15 protein-coding genes are annotated in these 19,936 nt (G+C 67.4%); 10 read left to right on the top strand and 5 right to left on the bottom strand.

Annotation, left to right across the window (positions count from 1 at the left end):
- Positions 1-46: 46 nt before the first annotated feature.
- The 4 genes from BLS66_RS16825 to grxC all read right to left on the bottom strand — a co-directional run bounded on the left by BLS66_RS16825 (position 47) and on the right by grxC (position 3,046).
- The gene (locus BLS66_RS16825; protein WP_074726373.1) at positions 47-790 is read right to left on the bottom strand and encodes a cysteine hydrolase family protein; all 744 of its coding nucleotides are present in this window, start codon (positions 788-790) and stop codon (positions 47-49) included.
- A gap of 243 nt (positions 791-1,033) precedes the next feature.
- Positions 1,034-2,038 (bottom strand): isocitrate dehydrogenase, encoded by a 1,005-nt coding sequence (locus tag BLS66_RS16820; protein WP_049464919.1) that lies wholly within the window; start codon positions 2,036-2,038, stop codon positions 1,034-1,036.
- A 328-nt stretch (positions 2,039-2,366) separates the two neighbouring features.
- On the bottom strand, positions 2,367-2,759 hold the full coding sequence (locus BLS66_RS16815) for a carboxymuconolactone decarboxylase family protein (protein ID WP_004154542.1): 393 nt from the start codon (positions 2,757-2,759) through the stop codon (positions 2,367-2,369).
- Positions 2,756-3,046, bottom strand: a complete 291-nt coding sequence (grxC, locus tag BLS66_RS16810) for a glutaredoxin 3 (protein WP_074726372.1) — start codon at positions 3,044-3,046, stop codon at positions 2,756-2,758. The genes BLS66_RS16815 and grxC overlap by 4 nt, the downstream gene beginning before the upstream one ends.
- A 142-nt stretch (positions 3,047-3,188) precedes the next feature.
- On the opposite strand from grxC, the gene BLS66_RS16805 reads away from it, so the two are divergent.
- The 9 genes from BLS66_RS16805 to lpxH all read left to right on the top strand — a co-directional run bounded on the left by BLS66_RS16805 (position 3,189) and on the right by lpxH (position 16,936).
- Positions 3,189-4,835 (top strand): M48 family metalloprotease, encoded by a 1,647-nt coding sequence (locus BLS66_RS16805; RefSeq protein WP_049468159.1) that lies wholly within the window; start codon positions 3,189-3,191, stop codon positions 4,833-4,835.
- A gap of 116 nt (positions 4,836-4,951) precedes the next feature.
- Positions 4,952-5,641 carry a phosphate regulon transcriptional regulator PhoB gene (gene phoB, locus BLS66_RS16800; protein ID WP_005408258.1) on the top strand — a complete coding sequence of 230 codons (690 nt, stop codon included), beginning with the start codon at positions 4,952-4,954 and terminating at the stop codon, positions 5,639-5,641.
- Between the two features lie 106 nt (positions 5,642-5,747).
- Complete coding sequence (gene phoR / locus BLS66_RS16795; RefSeq protein WP_049468161.1) at positions 5,748-7,079, top strand: phosphate regulon sensor histidine kinase PhoR; 1,332 nt, start codon at positions 5,748-5,750, stop codon at positions 7,077-7,079.
- Between the two features lie 4 nt (positions 7,080-7,083).
- The gene (gene ppk1 / locus BLS66_RS16790) at positions 7,084-9,171 is read left to right on the top strand and encodes a polyphosphate kinase 1 (RefSeq protein ID WP_049468163.1); all 2,088 of its coding nucleotides are present in this window, start codon (positions 7,084-7,086) and stop codon (positions 9,169-9,171) included.
- Between the two features lie 323 nt (positions 9,172-9,494).
- Positions 9,495-11,021: an exopolyphosphatase gene (gene ppx / locus BLS66_RS16785; protein WP_049468166.1), complete on the top strand. Its 1,527-nt coding sequence runs from the start codon at positions 9,495-9,497 to the stop codon at positions 11,019-11,021.
- 317 nt (positions 11,022-11,338) lie between these two features.
- Positions 11,339-14,263, top strand: a complete 2,925-nt coding sequence (locus BLS66_RS16780; RefSeq protein ID WP_053462269.1) for a TonB-dependent receptor domain-containing protein — start codon at positions 11,339-11,341, stop codon at positions 14,261-14,263.
- A gap of 169 nt (positions 14,264-14,432) precedes the next feature.
- Positions 14,433-15,578 (top strand): glycosyltransferase family 4 protein, encoded by a 1,146-nt coding sequence (locus BLS66_RS16775; protein WP_049468169.1) that lies wholly within the window; start codon positions 14,433-14,435, stop codon positions 15,576-15,578.
- Positions 15,559-16,098, top strand: coding sequence for a phosphatase PAP2 family protein (locus BLS66_RS16770; RefSeq protein ID WP_049468171.1), 540 nt, complete (start codon positions 15,559-15,561; stop codon positions 16,096-16,098). The genes BLS66_RS16775 and BLS66_RS16770 overlap by 20 nt, the downstream gene beginning before the upstream one ends.
- A gap of 91 nt (positions 16,099-16,189) precedes the next feature.
- Positions 16,190-16,936, top strand: a complete 747-nt coding sequence (gene lpxH / locus BLS66_RS16765; protein WP_057495138.1) for a UDP-2,3-diacylglucosamine diphosphatase — start codon at positions 16,190-16,192, stop codon at positions 16,934-16,936.
- A gap of 54 nt (positions 16,937-16,990) precedes the next feature.
- On the opposite strand, the gene BLS66_RS16760 is transcribed toward lpxH, so the two are convergent.
- Positions 16,991-18,244, bottom strand: coding sequence for a zinc-dependent metalloprotease (locus tag BLS66_RS16760; protein WP_049468176.1), 1,254 nt, complete (start codon positions 18,242-18,244; stop codon positions 16,991-16,993).
- Positions 18,245-18,469: 225 nt separating this feature from the next.
- Here BLS66_RS16760 and BLS66_RS16755 point away from each other — a divergent pair, with 225 nt between their 5' ends.
- Entirely contained in the window at positions 18,470-19,927 is a 1,458-nt protein-coding gene (locus tag BLS66_RS16755) for a DUF2235 domain-containing protein (RefSeq protein ID WP_074726371.1), read from the top strand.
- The last annotated feature ends 9 nt before the right edge of the window (positions 19,928-19,936 follow it).

The following is a 19,936-nucleotide window of genomic DNA, read 5'->3' as shown; positions in this document are numbered from 1 at the left end:
CAGCTCCACGTGGCGGGGCCCACGGCATGCGGGCCCCGCCAGCTTATCAAGCGCCGTCGCCGGCCTTGCGCACCGGCAGTGCCAGGATCGCGTCAGTCGTAATGACATCACCAAAGGCGTCCTCGATCTGGGCCAGCGAGGCTTCATGCAGCGCGCGATGGCCGATGCGCTGCCCGCCAGCCAGATCCAGGTCGCGGCTGGCGCTGGCATCGGACGAGACGATCACCCGGTAACCACGGGGCGCGGCCGCCGCGTCGCGCGCGGCACCAGCCACGCAGGCATGGGTCTGCAGGCCGGTGACGATCAGGGTGTCGATGCCAGCGTTCTTCAGCACCTGATCGAGCACGGCGGCGGAGGCGCCGGCGAACACGCTGACGTTGTCCTTCTGCACCACGGTCTCGCCCTGGCGCGGCTGCAGGTCGCGATGGAAGGCCGCGTTGATGCTGCCCTGCGCGAACAGCGGCGCACCCGCCGGCAGGACGTGCTGCACATGGATCACGCGGATGCCATGAGCATCGGCGAAGTCGACCACCCGCTTCGCCTGGCGCAGCGCGGCCTGGCCATCGGGAATGACCATGCGGCCACCGACAAAGCCCGGTGCGGCCTTGGCATCGAAGTACTCGTTCTGGAAGTCGATCACCAGCACGGCGGTCTTCGCCGCGTCGAGCGAGCTCGCACGCGGTGCCCCTGCGATGTGGCGGATGGTGGGATGGGCCGGCTCGGCGGCGGCGACCGGGGCGGTGGCGGCCATGCCGATCAGACTGGCCAGGCCGAAAGCGGTGAGATTCATGTGCGGATTCCTGCGATGGGTGTGGAGCACAGGATGCGGAGCGCCTGGCGCACGAACCAGCCCCGCAGGGGCACATGATCTGTGCAAAATCCGCACAGGCCATCCCCCCGAAGCCACCCCATGGGTGGCTGCGGACCAACGCCCCGTCATCCACACATGGCGTGGATCTACCGGGTCTGCCCATAACGCAACGGGGCGCCCGAAGGCGCCCCGCTGTGGATCCAACCGAGGTCGGCCGGCCGCTTACAGGCGGCGGGCGATGGCCTGGGCAAAGCTCATGGTGGTGCCGGTGCCGCCCAGGTCGCCGGTCAGCGAATCCTTGGCTTCCATGGTTGCCACGATGGCCTTGCGCAGGCGCTCGGCGTTTTCCGGCTGGCCGACATGGTCCAGCATCTGCGCGGCAGCCAGCAGCAGCGCGCACGGATTGGCCTTGCCCTGGCCGGCGATGTCCGGCGCGGTGCCGTGCACGGCTTCGAAGATCGCCGCGTCCTTGCCGATGTTGGCACCCGGGGCCAGGCCCAGGCCGCCGACCAGGCCGGCGCACAGGTCGGAGATGATGTCGCCGAACAGGTTGGTGGTGACGATCACATCGAACTGTTCCGGACGCATCACCAGCTGCATGCAGCAGTTGTCGACGATCATTTCCTGGAATTCGATGTCCGGATACTGCGCGGCCACTTCACGGGCGACATTCAGGAACAGGCCCGAGGTCGACTTGATGATGTTGGCCTTGTGCACGGCGGTGACCTTCTTGCGGCCGGTGCTCTTGGCCAGCTCGAAGGCGTAGCGCACGATGCGCTCGGAACCCTTGCGGGTGATGCGGGTGCCGGAGAAGGCGGTTTCGCCGTCGGCCGACACTTCCTGGCCTTCGGCCAGGTAGGCACCTTCGGTGTTCTCACGGACGGTGATCAGGTCGACGTTGTCGAAACGCGACTTGGTGTTCGGGAAGGTGTGGGCCGGACGCACGTTGGCGTACAGGTCGAAGTGGCGGCGCAGGCTGACGTTGATCGAGGTGAAGCCACCACCGACCGGGGTGGTCAGCGGGCTCTTCAGCGCGACCTTGTTGCGCGCGATCGATTCAAGGGTCACCGCCGGCATCAGGTCGCCGTGCTTCTCCAGGGCCACCAGGCCGGCGTCGGCGTCTTCGTACTCCAGGCCCGTCTTGAGCTGGTCCAGCACGAACAGGGTGGCGTCCATGATTTCCGGGCCAATGCCGTCGCCGCGGATGACCGTAATTTTCTGCGTCATTGATCGATGTTCCGAACAGGGGGAAAAACGCCGTCCGGACGTGCCCGGAAACGCCGGCGCAAAGGAAGTTTCACCGGCAATTATGCCTGAGCCGGGGCCGAGGTCCCAAATAGACCATGGTCCCAGTGCCCGGCTCAGGCAGAATTGCCCGCGCATCCCACCTTATCCCCGCGCCTGTCGGCGCGCCCCTTCAACAAGAAGGGGCTCCTGGGCTGTTGGATCGTGGGGAAGGCCCCCTTGCAGGTCCGGTAGTGCCGGCCGCTGGCCGGCAACCTCGGCCATGCCGGGTTCAGGAAATGCCGGCCAGCGGCCGGCACTTCCGGAGCACTCAGTGCTCGTGCGCTGCCGGGGCGGCGGCGCCACCTTCAAGCTGGTCGAGGAAATCGACCGCGCGGCGCAGGTGCGGGATCACGATGGAACCGCCCACCACCAGGCCGACCGAGAAGGTCTCGAAGAACTCCTCACGGGTGACCCCGGCGTCCTTGCACTGGGCCACGTGGTAGCTGATGCAGTCGTCGCAGCGCAGCACCATCGAGGCCACCAGGCCCAGCAGCTCCTTGGTCTTCACATCCAGCGCGCCGGCCTGGTAGGTCTGCGTGTCCAGCGCGAAGAAGCGCCGCACCACCTGGTTCGGCTCACCCAGGATGCGCTCGTTCATGCGCTTGCGGAACTCGGTGAACTCGGCGATGCGGTCCTTGCTGCCGTCGTCGGCCGCGCTCATGCCTGGCCCTGCCCGGCCAGCAGCGGCTCGAGCTTGCCTTCACGGTGCAGGGCCATCATGTCGTCGTAGCCGCCGACGTGGACGTCGCCGATGAAGATCTGCGGCACGCTGGTACGGCGGGTCTTGGCCACCATCTTCTCGCGCTCGGCCGGGTCCAGGTCGATGCGGACCTCGGTCCACTGCTGGCCCTTGCTCTTCAGGAAGTTCTTGGCGGCCACGCAGTACGGGCAGACGGCGGTGGAATAGAGGGTGATGGCGGGGGCACCGCCGGCGGTCTGGGCTGTCACGGGAAACTCCACGATGGATCGACGGTCTACATATGGTACCGGTGCGCTGGAATTTCCACGCCACGGCCGCAACACTGTGGATTAACGAATGGTTGCCCCCTGCCCTGCCACGCTGGGCGCGCCCCGCCCGAGGACCTTCTGCTTGCGAGCCCTGCTGCTGACTACCGCCGTCACCCTGGCCCTGGCCATGCCGCTGGCCCAGGCCCAGGAGAAGCTGCCTGACATCGGCTCCTCGGCCGGCGAGCTGCTGACCCCGGCCCGCCAGGCCGAGTACGGCGCAATGATGCTGCGCGAGCTGCGCAACTATGGCTACCTGCTGGACGATCCGCTGGTCAACGACTGGCTGCAGACCATGGGTACCCGGCTTGGCTCCAACAGTGACCAGCCACGGCAGCCCTATACCTTCTTCGTGATGAAGGACCGCCAGATCAACGCCTTCGCCACCCTCGGCGGCTACATCGGCGTCAATGCCGGCCTGGTGCTGACCGCCGAGCGCGAGGACGAGGTGGCTGCGGTGCTGTCCCACGAAATCGCCCACGTCACCCAGCAGCATGTGCTGCGCGGCGTCGAGCGTGCCCAGCGTGACCAGATCCCGATCCTGCTGGGCATGCTGGCGGCGGTGGTGGCCGCGCAGGCCAGCAACAGCACCTCGTCCGGCAACGCGACGATGGCCGCGATCAGTTCAGGCATGGGCCTGATGCAGCAACGGCAGATCAACTACACCCGTTCCAACGAGTCCGAGGCCGACCGCCTCGGCATCCGTACCCTGTCGCGCAGCGGCTACGACGTGGATGCCATGGCCGGCTTCTTCGAACGGATGTCGGCGGCCATGCGCGGCAATGAAGGCGGCTACAGCGTGCCCGAGTTCCTGCGCACCCACCCGGTCAACATCACCCGCATCAGCGAGGCCAAGGCCCGCGCCGAGCAGATGAAGAAGGATACGGTGCTGCTGACCACCAGCACCCCCAGCGGCGAGCGCAGGGAGCGGGTGGACCCGGCCGATCCCAGCCTGGGCGAGCCGCTGCTGCGCGGCAACAACCCGCTGCTGCCCAGCAGTGTGCTGCGCCTGCCGATCGGCCAGCTCAACCGCGGCGCCAGCGGTGACTTCGAGTGGGCACGCGAGCGCCTGCGCGTGCTCAGTGCCGATTCCACCCCCGAGCTGGAACGCGAGTATGCCGATCTGGCCAAACGGCAGAAGGACGGTCTCAATGATGCACAGCGCTATGGCCAGGCCCTGGCGATGATGCGCGGTGGCCGTGCCGGTGCCGGCCAGGCCCGGCAGACCCTGGCGGGCCTGCTGCAGACCCATCCCGGCAACCTGTGGCTGGCGCTGGGCCTGGGCGAGGCGGAGTCGCGTGCGGGCCTGGCCGCCCAGGCCAACAGCCGCTTCGAGCAGCTGCTGCGCGAACATCCCAACAGCCGCCCGGTGGCGTTGACCTATGCCGAGATCCTGAACGAGCAGGGCAACCGCGAGGCCGGCCAGCGGGCGCAGGCGATGCTGCGCCCGCTGCTGTCGCAAAGCGGTAATGATCCGGTCTTCCAGCAGCGCTTTGCCCGCGCCAGCGAGCTGGCCGGTGACAGCGTGCGCGCCAGCGAAGCCTATGCCGAGGCGGCGTTCCTCAGCGGGCGGCCGGAACAGGCGCTGCTGCAGCTGCAGGCGCTCAAGCGCAACCCGGCGCTGGACTATATCGGCCGCGCGCGCGTCGACGCCCGCATCGAATCGATCACCCCGACCGTACTGGAGCTGCGCCGCCAGGGCGTGCAGGACCCGGACCTGGACCGCCGCTGAGCGCTGCATGACCGGCCGATGGCAATCCCGGCCGGTTCCGCCCGGGAAGTCACAAACATGTCATCAAACCGTAGTCTACTGGCACCACTCCAGTAACCGAGCCCTACGGTGTCCTCGTGCAGAAACGCATCCTGATCGTCGATGACGAGCCCGCGATCCGCGAAATGGTCGCCTTCGCCCTTCGCAAGGGCGATTACGAACCGGTCCACGCCGGCGATGCCCGGGAGGCCCAGACCGCGATCGCCGACCGCGTCCCCGACCTGATCCTGCTGGACTGGATGCTGCCCGGCACCAGTGGCCTGGACCTGGCCCGTCGCTGGCGCAAGGAAACGCTGACCCGCGAAGTGCCGATCATCATGCTGACCGCCCGTGGCGAAGAGAACGACCGCGTCGGCGGGCTGGAGGCCGGCGTCGATGACTACGTGGTCAAGCCGTTCTCGGCGCGCGAACTGCTGGCCCGTATCCGTGCGGTCATGCGCCGCGCGCGCGAGGATGACGAGGACGGCAGCGTGGCGGTCGGCCCGATCCGCATCGACGGCGCCGCGCATCGCGTGTTCGCCAACGACCAGCCGGTGCCGATCGGCCCGACCGAATACCGCCTGCTGCACTTCTTCATGACCCACCCCGAGCGCGTCTACACCCGCGCCCAGCTGCTGGACCACGTGTGGGGCGGCAGCGTGTACGTCGAAGAGCGCACCATCGACGTGCACATCCGCCGCCTGCGCAAGACGCTGGAACCGTTCAACGCCGAGAACATGGTGCAGACCGTGCGCGGCGCCGGCTACCGCTTCTCCACTGCCACCTGAGTCTCGTCGTGCCGGCGCCGTGCACCTGCGGGTGCCGGTGCCGGCAACTCTGCTATAACCCTCGGTTCACCCCAGTGAACCGCCGCACCTCAACGACGAGATCGCAATGCCCCGCCACATCCGCTCTGCCTGGTTGAAGACCCTGGCCACTGTTGCCGCGGTACTGCTGTTCGCCGGACTGGTGGGGGGAGTCACGGGCCACCTGTGGCTGTGCATCGCGCTGGCCGCCCTGGCCACCCTGGCCTGGCACTACTGGCGCCTGCGCAGCGTGCTGCGCCGGCTGACCGCCCGCCAGCGCTGGGACACCGCCGAAGAAGGCACCGGCGTCTGGAACGAACTGGACCGCCTGCTGTACCGCAACCAAGTGGAAATGCGCGTGCGCAAGCGCCGCCTGCTGGACATGCTGCGCAGCTACCGCGCCGCTGCCGCCGCACTTCCCGATGCAGTGGTGGTGCTGGACCGCAACAGCCAGCGCGTGCAGTGGTTCAACGAAGCGGCCACCGCCCTGCTTGGCCTGCACCACCCCGGCGACCTCGGCGAGGCCCTGGTCGAGCGCCTGCAGCCGATGCCGCTGGCGCACTGGCTGGCCGGTGGCCGCAATGCCGAACCGATCCTGGACGTGCCCTCGCCGGTCGACCCGGCGATCCGCCTGAACCTGCGCCTGATTCCCTATTCGTCGGACTACTGGCTGCTGATCGCGCGCGACGTCAGCAAACTGCTGCGCCTGGAACAGGTGCGCCGCGACTTCGTGGCCAATGTTTCACACGAACTGCGCACGCCGCTCACCGTGGTCCACGGCTACCTGGACATGATGGACCCGGAGGATTTCCCCGGCACCGGCCCGATGCTGGAAGAAATGCGCAAGCAGAGCCAGCGCATGGCCCAGCTGGTGGAAGACCTGCTGACCCTGTCGCGGCTGGAATCGCAGGAGCACAGCGAGGAAGAGACCGTGGCCATGCAGCCGATGCTGGCGACCCTGCGCCGCGAGGCCGAGGCGCACAGCCAGGGCCGCCACCAGATCAGCATCGACGATCTGGCCGGTGTCGACCTGCAGGGCTCGACCAAGGAACTGCACAGCGCGTTCTCCAACCTGGTCACCAACGCGGTGCGCTACACCCCGGCCGGTGGCCGCATCGCGGTGGAGTTCCGCCGCGAAGGCGACGGCGCCGTGCTGGCGGTGCGCGATTCCGGCTACGGCATTCCCGCCACCCACCTGCCGCGCCTGACCGAGCGTTTCTACCGCGTGTCCAGCAGCCGCTCGCGCGAGAGCGGTGGCACCGGGCTGGGCCTGTCGATCGTCAAGCACATCCTCGGCCTGCACCACGCACGGCTGGAGATTGAAAGCGAAGTCGGCAAGGGCTCGGTGTTCTCCTGCCATTTCGATGCCGACCACGTGCGCCCGCGCGAGTCCGCCCCCCTGACCTCCATCGAAGAATGACGCCATGAGCAGCCTCGGATCCCTCCCCCTCCCCGTGAGCCCGGACAACGATCCGTTGCGCGACCCGGCGCTGTACATCAACCGCGAGCTGTCGCAGCTGGATTTCAACTTCCGCGTGCTGGCGCAGGCCATGGACCCGCAGGTGCCGCTGCTGGAGCGCCTGCGCTTCATGTGCATCTCCTGCACCAACCTCGACGAGTTCTTCGAGATCCGCGCCGCGGCCGTGCGCCACGCGCAGGAGTTCGGCCTGCCGCCGGCACCGGACGGCATGAGCCCGCAGGCCATCCTCAACGCCATCCATGACCGCGCTGCGGAGCTGGTGGACCAGCAGTACCGCTGCTGGAACGAGACGCTGCGCCCGGCGCTGATGGAGGCCGGCATCGGCGTGCTCGGTCGCCATTCCTGGACCGATCGCCAGAGGCGCTGGCTGCGTGCCTACTTCCGCAACGAGATCATGCCGGTGCTGTCGCCGCTGGGCCTGGACCCGGTGCACCCGTTCCCGAAGATCCTCAACAAGTCGCTGAACATCGTGGTGGTGCTGAAGGGCACCGATGCCTTCGGCCGCGCCGGCCACCTGGCGATCGTGCGTGCACCGCGCTCGCTGCCGCGCATCATCCAGCTGCCGGAGAAGCTGGGCGGATCGCAGAACTTCGTGTTCCTGTCGTCGGTGCTGTCGACCTTCGTCGATGAGCTGTTCCCGGGCATGGAAGTCCAGGGTGCCTACCAGTTCCGCGTCACCCGCAATTCCGAGCTGGTGGTGGACGAGGAGGAAGTGGAAAACCTGGCGCTGGCGCTGCGCGACGAACTGGTCGACCGCGGCTACCGGCCGGCGGTGCGCCTGGAAATCGCCCACGACATGCCGCGCGAGATCGTGCGCACGCTGCTGCAGAATTTCGGCCTGACCGAGAACGCGGTGTACCGCATCGATGGCCCGGTCAACCTCAACCGCATCATCCAGCTGTACGACCTGATCGCGCAGCCGGACCTGAAATACCCGCCGATGACCCCGCGCACGCTGCGCGACAGCGACGGCATCTTCGAGACAGCGGCGCGCCAGGACCTGCTGCTGCACCACCCGTTCGATGCGTTCACTGCGGTGCTGGACCTGATCCGGCAGGCGGCGATCGACCCCAACGTGCTGGCGATCAAGCAGACCCTGTACCGCACCGGCAAGGATTCGCTGATCGTCGATGCGCTGATCCAGGCCGCGCGCAACGGCAAGGACGTGACCGTGGTGGTGGAGCTGCGCGCCCGCTTCGACGAAGAGGCCAACCTGGGCCTGGCCGATCGCCTGCAGGAGGCCGGGGTGCAGGTGGTGTACGGCGTGGTCGGCTACAAGACCCACGCCAAGATGCTGCTGATCGTGCGCCGCGAGGGCCGCAAGCTGCGCCGCTACGTGCACCTGGGTACCGGCAACTACCACAGCGGCACCGCCCGCGCGTACACCGACATCAGCCTGATCACCGCCGACGCGGACATCGGCAACGACGTGCACCTGCTGTTCCAGCAGCTGTCCGGGCTGGCCTCGAAGATGAAGCTCAAGCGCCTGCTGCAGTCGCCGTTCACCCTGCACACCGGCATCCTCGGCCGCATCGAGCGCGAGACGCGCATCGCCGCCGCCGGTCGCCCCGCGCGGATCATCGCCAAGATGAACGCACTGAACGAGCCGCAGGTGGTTCGTGCGCTGTATGCCGCGTCGCAGGCCGGCGTGCAGATCGACCTGATCATCCGCGGCGCCTGCACCCTGCGCCCGGGCGTGCCGGGCATCTCGGACAACATCCGCGTCCGCTCGATCGTCGGTCGTTTCCTGGAACACAGCCGGGTCTACTGGTTCGGCAACGACGGCGCGCCGGAGATGTACTGCGCCAGCGCCGACTGGCTGGAGCGCAACCTGCTGCGCCGGGTCGAGACCTGCTTCCCGATCCTCGATCCGGAACTGGCCAAGCGGGTCTACCGCGAAGTCCTGCAGAACTACCTGGACGACAACCTCAATGCCTGGGAGCTGGACGCGGACGGCGTGTACCACAAGCGCACCCCGGCCCACGACGAAGCCCCGCATTCGGCACAGATGGCGTTGATGCAGGGGCTCTGACCCGGTAGGTGTCGACCAAGGTCGACACCCACCAGCAGCAGCGCAGAACGCCGTCCGGCAGGTCGCAGAGAACTGTCGAAGGCGGGGTGGGTCCGGTGGCAGGGGTGTGAGCCGCATGGATGCGGCGACCAAGCCCCCATGGACGGGTTCACGGCGTCTCCTGCCATCGGACCCAGCCCGCCATCCCACGGATAGCCTGCTGTTGCTGTGGCTGTTGCCGTTGATTCGGCAGGTGCAGGGCGCAGCCCTGCCGCACTCCCCTCTTCCAATATGTGAAGGCCGCGCGGTGACGAGCACACCGCCCCTTCGGCTAACATTCGTCCATGCCGCATACCACCACGACTCCGCCCGCATTGCAGGATGGCGACCTGCTGGCCGCCATCGACCTTGGCTCCAACAGTTTCCACATGGTCATCGCGCGCTACACGCTTGGCCAGCTGCGGGTGATCGACCGCCTGCGCGAGACCGTGCGCATGGCCGATGGGCTGGACGGCAAGGGCGGCCTCTCCGCTGCGGCCCGCCAGCGCGCGCTGGAGTGCCTGGCGCGCTTCGGCCAGCGCATCCGCAATGTGCCGCCGCACCGGGTACGCGCACTGGCCACCAACACGGTGCGCCAGCTGCGCTCGCCGCAGTCGTTCCTGGTCCCGGCCGAAACCGCACTGGGGCATGCCATCGAAGTGGTCAGCGGCCGCGAAGAAGCCCGCCTGATCTACCTGGGCGTGGCCCATGCGCAACCGCCCAAGCCCGGCCAGCGCCGGCTGGTGATCGACATCGGCGGCGGCTCCACCGAGTTCATCATCGGCATGGGCATGCAGACCCTGGAGCGTGAAAGCCTGCAGGCCGGCTGCATCGCCAGCACGCGGCGCTTTTTCCCGGGCGGCAAGCTGAGCAAGAAGCGCTGGAAGGACGCGCTGGCCGAGATCGGCCGCGAGTTCCAGCCCTTCGCCAGCAAGTACCGTGCGCTGGGCTGGCAGGAAGCACTGGGCTCGTCAGGCACGCACAAGGCGATCAGCGAGATCTGCGCGACGATGAAGCTGAGCAAGGGCGCGATCACCGCCGAAGCCCTGCCGCAGCTGCGCGATGAACTGCTGAAGGCCAAGAAGATCGACGATATCCAGTTGCCGGGCCTGTCCAGCGACCGCCGCCCTATCATCGCCGGCGGCATCCTGGTGCTGGAAGCCGCGTTCCAGGCGCTGGGCCTGCAGAAGCTGCTGGTCAGCAAGGCCGCGATGCGCGAAGGCATCCTGTATGACATCGTCGGCCGCGCCGGCGAGAACGACCTGCGCGATGAATCGGTGGCTGCACTCAGCCAGCGCTACGGCATCGATACCGTGCAGGCCGAGCGCGTGCAGGAGACCGCGCTTTCGCTGCTGGAACAGGTGCAGGAACGCTGGCGGCTCGACGCCGACGATGCGCGCATGCTCGGTTGGGCCGCGCGCCTGCACGAGCTGGGCCTGATGATCGCGCACAGCGGCTACCACGTGCATGGCAGCTATGTGCTGGAACATTCGGACATTGCCGGCTTCTCGCGCCAGGAGCAACAGATGCTGGCGGCGCTGGTGCGCAGCCACCGCCGCAGCGTGGCCAAGACCGCCTTCGACGCCCTGCCCGAACGCCTGCTGCTGACCGCGCGCCGGCTCGCGGCGCTGCTGCGGCTGGCGGTGCTGCTCAACCGCGCCCACGAGGATGCCCCGCTGCCGGCGCTGGAACTGACCGCCGACGATAACCGGCTGTCGCTGATCGTGCCGCAGGCGTTCATCGATGCCCGTCCGCTGCTCCGCGCCGACCTGATCGGCGAGACCGACGGCATCGCCGGGCTGGGCATCCAGTTCCGCCCGTTCGTCGCCTGAATACGCTGCCCCGTGCCTTGCACGGGACCGCTCAAGTGACGCACTTCGCTGTCCCACTTTGCGCAGTCTGGCGGTTTTTTGTGCTGCTTCGCAACACGACGGCACCGTATCGCGTCCCGGCCCTCTCACGTAAGCGCCTGCTTTTGTTCACGTTTCGTGAAGGCAGAAGGTGCCTCGTGACATAAATTGATACGAACTCTTTACAGAGCATTAACTAACGAGACTACTATCGGGTCACCGGCTCGGTCATCAACCCAGCTGGCTCCTTCGACGCCCACTTTGGCGTCTTGTGCACGACCTGAGAGAGAGAGCTCGCCATGACTTCACGCACCACCGCACTGGGGCAGGCCATCCGCTATGCCCTGGTTACCACCGCAACGCTGGCCGCCCTGCCCGCGTTCGCCCAGGACGGCAGCAACGCTACGCCCACCAACCTCGACCGCATCGAGATCACCGGCTCGCGCATCCGCCAGGTGGACGTGGAAACCGCCCAGCCGGTGTTCGCGATCAGCCGCAACGACATCGAAAAGCAGGGCTTCAGCTCGGTTGCCGACATCCTGCAGAACGTCACCGCGATGGGCAGCCCGACCATCAGCCGCGCCAATGCGCTGACCGCGGGTGAAAACGCGGGTGGCACCTACATCGACATGCGCAACCTGGGCACCCAGCGTACGCTGGTGCTGGTCAACGGCAAGCGCCTGGGCATCAGCACGTCCGGCTACCAGGACATCTCCACCCTGCCGGTGTCCGCCGTGGAACGCATCGAGGTGCTGAAGGACGGCGCCTCTGCGATCTATGGCTCCGACGCCATGGCCGGCGTGGTGAACATCATCACCCGCTCCAATGTCACCGGCGTGACCGCCAACGTCTACCACGGCCAGTACAGCCAGGGCGACGGCGCACGTGACCGCTTCGACGTGGTCGCCGGCTGGAGCAACGATCGCCTGTCGCTGACCCTGTCGGCCGAACACGCCGAAGAAAAGGGCGTGTGGGCGCGCGATCGCGGCTTCAGCAAGTACGGCATGACCGATCGTCATCCGTACGACAGCAGCAACTGGACCACGATCAGCCAGTACGGCCAGTTCACCGGTCTGCGCGGCCCGGGCTGTACCGCCACTGCGGGTTGCGGCTACTCCCTCAACCGCGGCGCGGATCCGACCAATCCGGCCAATTACCACCTCACCGATAGCACGCCGTTCACCGGTGACGTGAGCAACGCTAACGACCAGATGCACGTGATGTATCCGGTCAAGCGTGACTCGGTCTATTTCGACGGCCGCTTCAAGATCACCGACAACGTCAACTTCCGTACCGAGCTGGGCTACAACCAGCGTGAGTCCACCCGCCAGATCGCGGGCTATCCGCTGCAGTCGAGCACCGCCGGTGTCGGCTCGATGTCGATCAACAGCTACTTCAATCCGTTCGGCCGCCAGCACGGTTACGCTACCCCGACCGCCGTGGCGTGGAACCGCCGCACCTGGGAGGTGCCGCGCGTGACCACCAGCGAGCTGAAGACCTACCGCGCGGTGGCGTCGTTCGACGGTTCGTTCGAGATCGGCAGCCGCTACTTCGACTGGGAAGTGGGCTACCAGTACAACCGCAATGAACTGGAATCGGTGGCGACCGGCAACCTGCACAAGGCTCGCGTCGCCGGCGGCGTCGGCCCGTCGTTCTACAACGCCGCCACCGGCAAGGTGCAGTGCGGCACCGCCGCTGCACCGATCTCCTATGACGTGTGCAAGCCGTGGAACCCGCTGGTGCCGTACGGCACGACGGCGGCCGATGGCCTGTACGGCAACGAAGAACTGCAGGCGTGGCTGTTCCCGGAAGAGATCACCAAAGGCCGCACCACCTCCAAGAACTTCTTTGCCAACATCGCCGGCAGCATCGTGACCCTGCCGGCCGGCGACCTCGGCTTCGCGTTCGGCGTGGAAAGCCGCAAGGAAGAAGGCAAGTACACCCCGGATGCCCTGGCCCAGACCGGCGCGACCACCAACCTGGCCGCTGGCCCGACCGGCGGTGACTACACCGTCAACGAAGCCTACCTGGAAGTGAACGTTCCCGTGCTGGCCGACCTGCCGGGCGCGAAGGAACTGACCTTCAACGGCGCAACGCGCTTCTCGGACTACAACACCTTCGGCAACACGCTCAACAGCAAGTTCGGCTTCAAGTGGAAGCCGATCGACTCGCTGATGGTGCGTGGCACCTGGGCCGAGGGCTTCCGTGCACCGACCATCAGCGACCTGTTCGGTGGTGGTTCGGAGACCTTCGCGCAGTTCAGCGATCCGTGCGACACCCGCTTCGGTTCCTCGGCCTCCAGCGCGGAAGTCCGTGCACGTTGCGCACGCGACATCGCCAATGCGAATACCTTCCGCCAGCTGCGCCAGGGTGGCACCCCGGTGAACACGTCGACGGACGCGACCCCGGTGCCGTTCACCTCCGGGTCGAACCCGCTGCTGACGCCGGAAACCTCGACCAGCAAGACGCTGGGCCTGGTCTGGAGCCCGAGCTTCATCCAGGGCTTCAACGCCTCGCTGGACTGGTGGAAGATCCGCATCGACAACACGATCATCGCCGACACGCCGACCCAGATCCTGCAGGACTGCTACGAATCGGGTATCCAAGCGCGCTGCTCGCGCTTCCAGCGTGACCCGGTGACCGGCATCGTGACCAACCTGAAGTTCGGCAACCGCAACGCGGGCTTCATGGAAACCGAAGGCTACGACCTGGACGTGAGCTACCGTCTGGATACCCGGTTCGGCAAGTTCAACGTGAACTCGGCCACCACCTACGTGTCCAGTGCGACCTACCGCACCTCCAACGACAACTCGATCGTCCCGATCGTCACCAACGGCATCGGCAGCGCCTTCCGCGTCCGTTCCAACCTGGTGCTGGGCTACGAGCGGGGCAACTTCGGCGCGAGCTGGACCGCGCGTTACTATTCGGGCGTGAAGGAAACCTGCTCGAACATCGCGCTGTACCCGGACGAGTGCTCGGATCCGGGCGTGTACGCACCGTGGTACAAGGGCGCACGCAACTACAACGAGCGCGGCGCGGTCACCTTCCACGACGTGCAGGTGCGTTACTCGCTGCCGTGGGATGCCACCGTGTCGGTCGGTGCCAACAACGTGTTCGAGAAGTACGGCCCGGTCATGTACAGCAAGCCGAACTCGGCCTTCTCGTACTACGGTGGCTACGATATCGGCCGCTTCATCTACATGAAGTACCAGCAGCGCTTCTGATCCATCGCGCTGTAACGGAAGCATGACGACCACGGCCCTTCGGGGCCGTGGTTTTTTATGGGCCGCAGCGCCCATGCGGTGGCCGGCGCCGCCGTCATCTGATGGTCGCAAAGCGGTCATGTCGGCTACATCGCCAGGCCCGAGCATGCCGGAAACCGGGAGGCCCGCCATGCGCTATGCCATCGTCACCGAGACCTATCCGCCGGAAGTGAACGGCGTCGCTCTCACCGTACAGGGCCTGGAGCAGGGTCTGCGTGCAGCCGGCCACGAGATCGACCTGGTCCGCCCCCGCCAGTCCAGCGAAGCGCTGGACTCGGCACCCGGCACCTTGCTGGTTCCCGGCGCCGCGCTGCCGCGCTACCCCGGACTGCGCTTCGGCCTGCCGGCCCCGATCCGGCTGGGCCGCCATTGGCAGAAACAACGCCCGGATGCGGTGTACATCGCCACCGAAGGACCGCTGGGCTGGTCGGCACTGCGCACCGCGCGCCGCCTTGGCATTCCGGTCGCCAGCGGTTTCCACACCCGCTTCGACGAGTACCTGCCCGACTATGGCGTGGCGTGGCTGCAGGCCGCGGCCATGCGCTGGATGCGCCGTTTCCACAATCAGGCCGACGCCACCCTGGTGCCGACCCGCGAGCTGCAGCAGTTCCTCGGCGAACAGGGCTTCGAGCGCGTGCGCCTGCTGGCCCGCGCGGTGGACAGCCAGCAGTTCGATCCGGGCCGGCGCGATCCCGCGCTGCGCGAGGAATGGGGCGTGGATGGCAACGGCCTGGTGGCGATCTATGTCGGCCGCATCGCTGCCGAAAAGAACCTCGGCCTGGCAGTGAAGGCGTTCCGCCGGCTGCAGCAGATCCGGCCCAAGGCACGCTTCGTGTGGGTCGGAGATGGCCCGGCCCGCGAAAAACTGGCACATGAAAACCCCGACTTCATCTTCTGTGGCATCCAGCGCGGCGATGCGCTGGCCCGGCACTTCGCCAGCGGCGATCTGTTCCTGTTCCCCAGCCGCAGCGAGACGTTCGGCAACGTGACCCTGGAAAGCATGGCCAGCGGTGTGGCCACCGTGGCCTTCGACTACGGCGCCGCGCGCGAGTACCTGCGCAATGGCGAGAACGGCGCAGCCGTGGACAGCGACGAGCAGTTCATCGATGCCGCCGTGCGACTGGCCGCCGATGACGCGCAACGCCGCGAACTGGGCGGCAATGCCGCACGCGCGATGAAGCGACTGCATCCACAGCAGGTGGTGGCCGAGTTCGATGCACTGCTGGCCGAACTGGCACAGTCGCGGAGGAACGGCCATGCGCACTACGCCGCTTGAGCTGCTGGCCGGGCGCGAAGCACGCTGGTGCCGGCGCGCAAACCACTACTGCCGGCGGCGGCGCGTGCGTCGCCTGTTCGCAGTCATCAGCCGGCTCGGCGATGGCGTGTTCTGGTACGTGCTGATGGCCGCGCTGGTGATGCTGGACGGCTTCGACGGCCTGCGCGCCTCGGTGCACATGGCCGCCACGGGCCTGGCCGCGCTGCTGCTGTACAAGGGCCTCAAGCGCTGGACCCGGCGCCCGCGGCCCTACGCGGCCGACCTGCGCATCCGCGCCTGGGTAGCGCCGCTGGACGAGTTCAGTTTTCCCTCCGGGCACACCCTGCACGCGGTGTCGTTCACCATCGTGGCACTGGCCTACTACCCGTGGCTGGCACCGCTGCTGGTGCCGTTCACCTGTGGCGTTGCGCTGTCGCGGGTGGTCCTGGGCCTGCACTATCCTTCCGATGTGCTGGCCGCCACCGCCATCGCCATCGTGCTGGCCTCGGCCAGCCTGACCTGGTTGCCACTGCCGGTGTAAACCGGGGTCAGATCCCTGTTCCCCCGGTGAGGGATCTGAGCCCACGATGCCGGCGGCGCTACCGTCCTCCTTGATGGCCTAGAATGCGGCCATGACCACGCTGTTCATTTCCGACCTGCACCTGGACCCCAGCCGTCCGGAGATCACCGACCTGTTCCTGCGCTTCCTGCGCGAGCAGGCGCCCGGCGCCGATGCGCTGTACATCCTCGGCGACCTGTTCGAAGCCTGGATCGGCGACGACACCCCCTCGCCCGCCGCCGATGCGGTGGCCGACGCGCTGAAGGTGCTGTCCGACAGCGGCGTGCCGGTGTACTTCATCCGTGGCAACCGCGACTTCCTGCTTGGCGAGGACTACGCACGCCGCGCCGGCCTGCGCATCCTGCCCGACCCCTGCGTGATCGAGCTGTACGGCCGCCCGGTGCTGCTGCAGCACGGTGACCTGCTGTGCACCGATGACATCCCCTACCAGCAGTTCCGCGCGCAGACGCGCGACCCGGCGTTCCAGGCGCAGTTCCTGTCGCAGCCGCTGGCCGCACGCATCGCCTTCGCGCAGAAGGCGCGCGAAGCCAGCCAGGCCCGCCAGTCGGAAATGAAGCAGGGCGATCGCGCGCAGTTCGAGACTGTCACCGACGTGGCCCCGTCCGAAGTCGATGCCACCTTCGTGCGCCACGGCGTGGACACCATGATCCATGGCCATACCCACCGCCCGGCCATCCATACGCTGCAGGCCGGCGGCCGCGACCGCACCCGCATCGTGCTCGGCGACTGGTACGAACAGGGTTCGGTGCTGCGCGTGGACGCCAATGGCTGGTCGCTGGATACCCTGCCCCGCGGGTAATTCCCGCCGGCAGGAAATCCGCGGCCGCGCAAGGCGGCCGCGGACAGTACGGACTCAGCGGAAGGCCGCGATGGTGGCCTTGGTGTTGACCAGCACGCGCTGGTTGTCGGCGGTACTGGCATTGCCCATCGGGATGCCGTTGTAGCTGATGTTCGGGTTGGACCAGTAGTTCAGGCGCGGGCAGCTGCGGGTGCAGTTGTAGGCCATGATCGTGCGCCAGCCGGTGCCGGTGGCCGGCTCGTAGCGGTAGCCATGCCCATAGGCATAGGGCGAGGTGCTCGAGTCGGTGGCGATGTCATGCCGTGCACTCTGCAGGTGGCCGATCTCGTGCGCGAACGAGTAGTAGCCGGTCGCGCAATCCCAGTACACCGCCGCGAACGCGGTCGATGCCGTCGAGCCGATGCCGGAGGCCAGCCCGCAGTAGGCCGTGTTGTTGATCAGCAGGACGCCCACGTCGGCGGCGGTGTTGTTGCGGCTGGTATGGATGCTGTCCATGTAACCGTCGCTGGTGCCGCGGAAGCGCGCCAGGTCGGTATCGAAGCTGCCCGACTCGGTGTAGCTGGTGGTCTCGTAGCCGGCCAGCTGCATGGTGATGCCGACGTTGCTGTTGACATAGCCCTGGTTGGACTCGGCCACCGCCAGCTGCACCAGTGACTGCATGTTGCCGCCGTAGGCGGTGACGGCGGCATTGGTCGCCACCACCAGCACGCGGATGGTGGCCGGCGTGCCCGACGACGCCTGCGCGATGCCGATGCGATCGTTGTTGCCCATCGGGATCTTCGGCAGCTGGTTGTAGTCGGCCGGATGGTCGGCCGGCATCCGCGATTCATCCACTTCCACCAGCACGTGGCGGTTGCCCAGCGGGCGCAGGCGGTACAGCTTGCCGTCCTTGCGGATCGAACCGGTGATGGTGTTGCCCGAGCGCACCAGGATCAGCGAATTGCCGGGATCGTCCTGCCCGGTGGACGTCGCTGCGGTCAGCTTGTCCGAGGGCGAACGGAACTGGCCATACCAGATGCTGCCGCCGTCGGGCAGCGCCTCGACCTTGCTGCGTACCGCCTGCACGCGCTGGCCGAGCAGTTCGAATTCCAGCTGCGGCTGTGCAGTCGCGGCTGCATCAACGCGCACTTCCTGTACCGTCGCGGTGGACGGGGTGGCCAGCAGCTTTCCCAGCGCCGGCTCACTGCTTGCCGATGCCCGGCTGATGACCGTCACCGGCTCGAACAACGGTGCCGCCTGCGCGGCCGCTGCGACCGACAAACCCAACACCAGGCCACCTGCCGCTTTACCAATCGATCTGGACAACATTGCGTCGCTCCTTGAATGATGTGAACAGCGTTGATGCAGCACGACCCGGTTTGCCGGGTTTGGCCATATGGCCTGCGCGGGTCGCGTGAATTCAATAGGCGCGAGGAATGAAAGTCAGGATTTGTGATCCACCGCAGCTGCGTTCAGTCAGGTCAAAAGCGTCACTACACTTCGACAATACACCGCTTTCGCGCTACCGTGACGCGGCCACCACGGGAAATACACATGGCACCCTCGCAGGACACGGACGAAGATGTCGGCTTGCTGCGGATCGGCCTGTTCTTCGATGGCACCCGCAACAACGCACACAACCTGGCGCGTGGCCGACCACGGCCGCCCCAGCCGCGCCCGGCGCAGCTGCGTGCGGATGACGATTCGACCTACCAGAGCCGGCTGACCAGCAGCTACGACAACGGGCCGACCAACATCGCGCGCCTGCAGCAGCTGTACCCGGACAGCCGCACCGGCACCTCCGCTTCTCCCTCGTTGTCGATCTACGTCGAAGGTGTCGGCACCCGCGATGACGCCGACGACGATCTGATCGGACTGGCGTTCGGCATCGGCGCCAGCGGTGTGCGTGCCAAAGTGCAGCGTGCACTGCAGGTGCTGCTGCCGGCTGCGCTGAGCGCGCTCGCGGCACGCTGGCGGCAGCCGCTGCGACGCGTGCAGCTGGATCTGTTCGGCTTCTCGCGCGGTGCAGCGGCCGCGCGTGACGTTGCCAACCAGGTGCAGGCCTGGGATGGCGCGCACTGGCGCCAGCTGCTGCAGGGCGCCGGCCTGGCGTGCACTGCGGACTTCGACCGCGCCGATCCGGTGCTGCGCTTCATCGGCCTGTTCGACACCGTGGTGGCGGTCAACGGCGGGCGTGCCGATGAACAGCCCCGCGTCGCGCTGCGGCCCGGCGTTGCCAGGCAGGTGCTGCAGCTGTGTGCGCGTGACGAGCACCGCCAGCACTATCCGCTCACCAGCGTCGCGCCGCCCTTTGCCGAGATCGCGCTGCCTGGCGTGCACGCCAACATCGGCGGCGGCTACAACCAGCTCGACGAAGGGCCCAAGCTGCTCAGCCGTCCGCGCCGGCAGATGCTGCGCCGCGCGGGCGTGGCCGACTACCAGACGCCACCGCTGGCGGTCCTGCAGGCGACCACCGCCTACGCCGAGGCACAGGCCGACGCCGAGCGCTGGCGGCAGCAGCTGGGCGTGGACGAAAAGGAAGTGTGGGTGGATGTCTGGCACCAGTGGCAGCAGCAGCGGCGCGCCGGCAGCCGCAGCGTGCTGCTGTCACCGGTGCTGTACGTGACGGCCGCCGTGGTACTGCGGCGGCGCATCGACTGGCGCTACCAGCTGATCGCGCTCCAGGTGATGCAGCAGCATGCCATCGATGCCGGCGTGACCTGGCGCGCCAACGCTGCCGGGGTTCCCGGCTGGGAACTGCCGTCGGCCCTGCAACCGATCGCACGGCGGCTGGTGGCCGGCCGGGCGTTGACCCAGCCTCAGGAGGCACTGTTGCGGCGACGCTACCTGATGCAGTCGGCGCACTGGAATTTCGACGCACTGGGCGACACCGCCCTGACCTATGCCGCCGACGCCGGTGTCAGCGAGCTGCCGTATCGGCCCGGCCCCGGCCTGTTCTACATCAACCGGCCCACCGTGGATGGCAAGCGCGTGGTGCTGCCCAACGCATGAAAAAGGGGA

The organism is Stenotrophomonas pavanii (assembly GCF_900101175.1).
Classification (GTDB): Bacteria; Pseudomonadota; Gammaproteobacteria; order Xanthomonadales; family Xanthomonadaceae; genus Stenotrophomonas; species Stenotrophomonas pavanii.
Note: the sequence above shows the minus strand (reverse complement) of the source record. Positions and strands in the feature narration are given on the sequence as shown.

Coding starts and splice junctions, on each gene's coding strand:
- BLS66_RS16825 (WP_074726373.1), bottom strand. CDS start 790: ATGAATCTCACCGCTTTCGGCCTGGCCAGTCTGATCGGCATGGCCGCC.
- BLS66_RS16820 (WP_049464919.1), bottom strand. CDS start 2,038: ATGACGCAGAAAATTACGGTCATCCGCGGCGACGGCATTGGCCCGGAA.
- BLS66_RS16815 (WP_004154542.1), bottom strand. CDS start 2,759: ATGAGCGCGGCCGACGACGGCAGCAAGGACCGCATCGCCGAGTTCACC.
- phoR (WP_049468161.1), top strand. CDS start 5,748: ATGCCCCGCCACATCCGCTCTGCCTGGTTGAAGACCCTGGCCACTGTT.
- ppk1 (WP_049468163.1), top strand. CDS start 7,084: ATGAGCAGCCTCGGATCCCTCCCCCTCCCCGTGAGCCCGGACAACGAT.
- ppx (WP_049468166.1), top strand. CDS start 9,495: ATGCCGCATACCACCACGACTCCGCCCGCATTGCAGGATGGCGACCTG.
- BLS66_RS16780 (WP_053462269.1), top strand. CDS start 11,339: ATGACTTCACGCACCACCGCACTGGGGCAGGCCATCCGCTATGCCCTG.
- BLS66_RS16775 (WP_049468169.1), top strand. CDS start 14,433: ATGCGCTATGCCATCGTCACCGAGACCTATCCGCCGGAAGTGAACGGC.
- BLS66_RS16770 (WP_049468171.1), top strand. CDS start 15,559: ATGCGCACTACGCCGCTTGAGCTGCTGGCCGGGCGCGAAGCACGCTGG.
- lpxH (WP_057495138.1), top strand. CDS start 16,190: ATGACCACGCTGTTCATTTCCGACCTGCACCTGGACCCCAGCCGTCCG.
- BLS66_RS16760 (WP_049468176.1), bottom strand. CDS start 18,244: ATGTTGTCCAGATCGATTGGTAAAGCGGCAGGTGGCCTGGTGTTGGGT.
- BLS66_RS16755 (WP_074726371.1), top strand. CDS start 18,470: ATGGCACCCTCGCAGGACACGGACGAAGATGTCGGCTTGCTGCGGATC.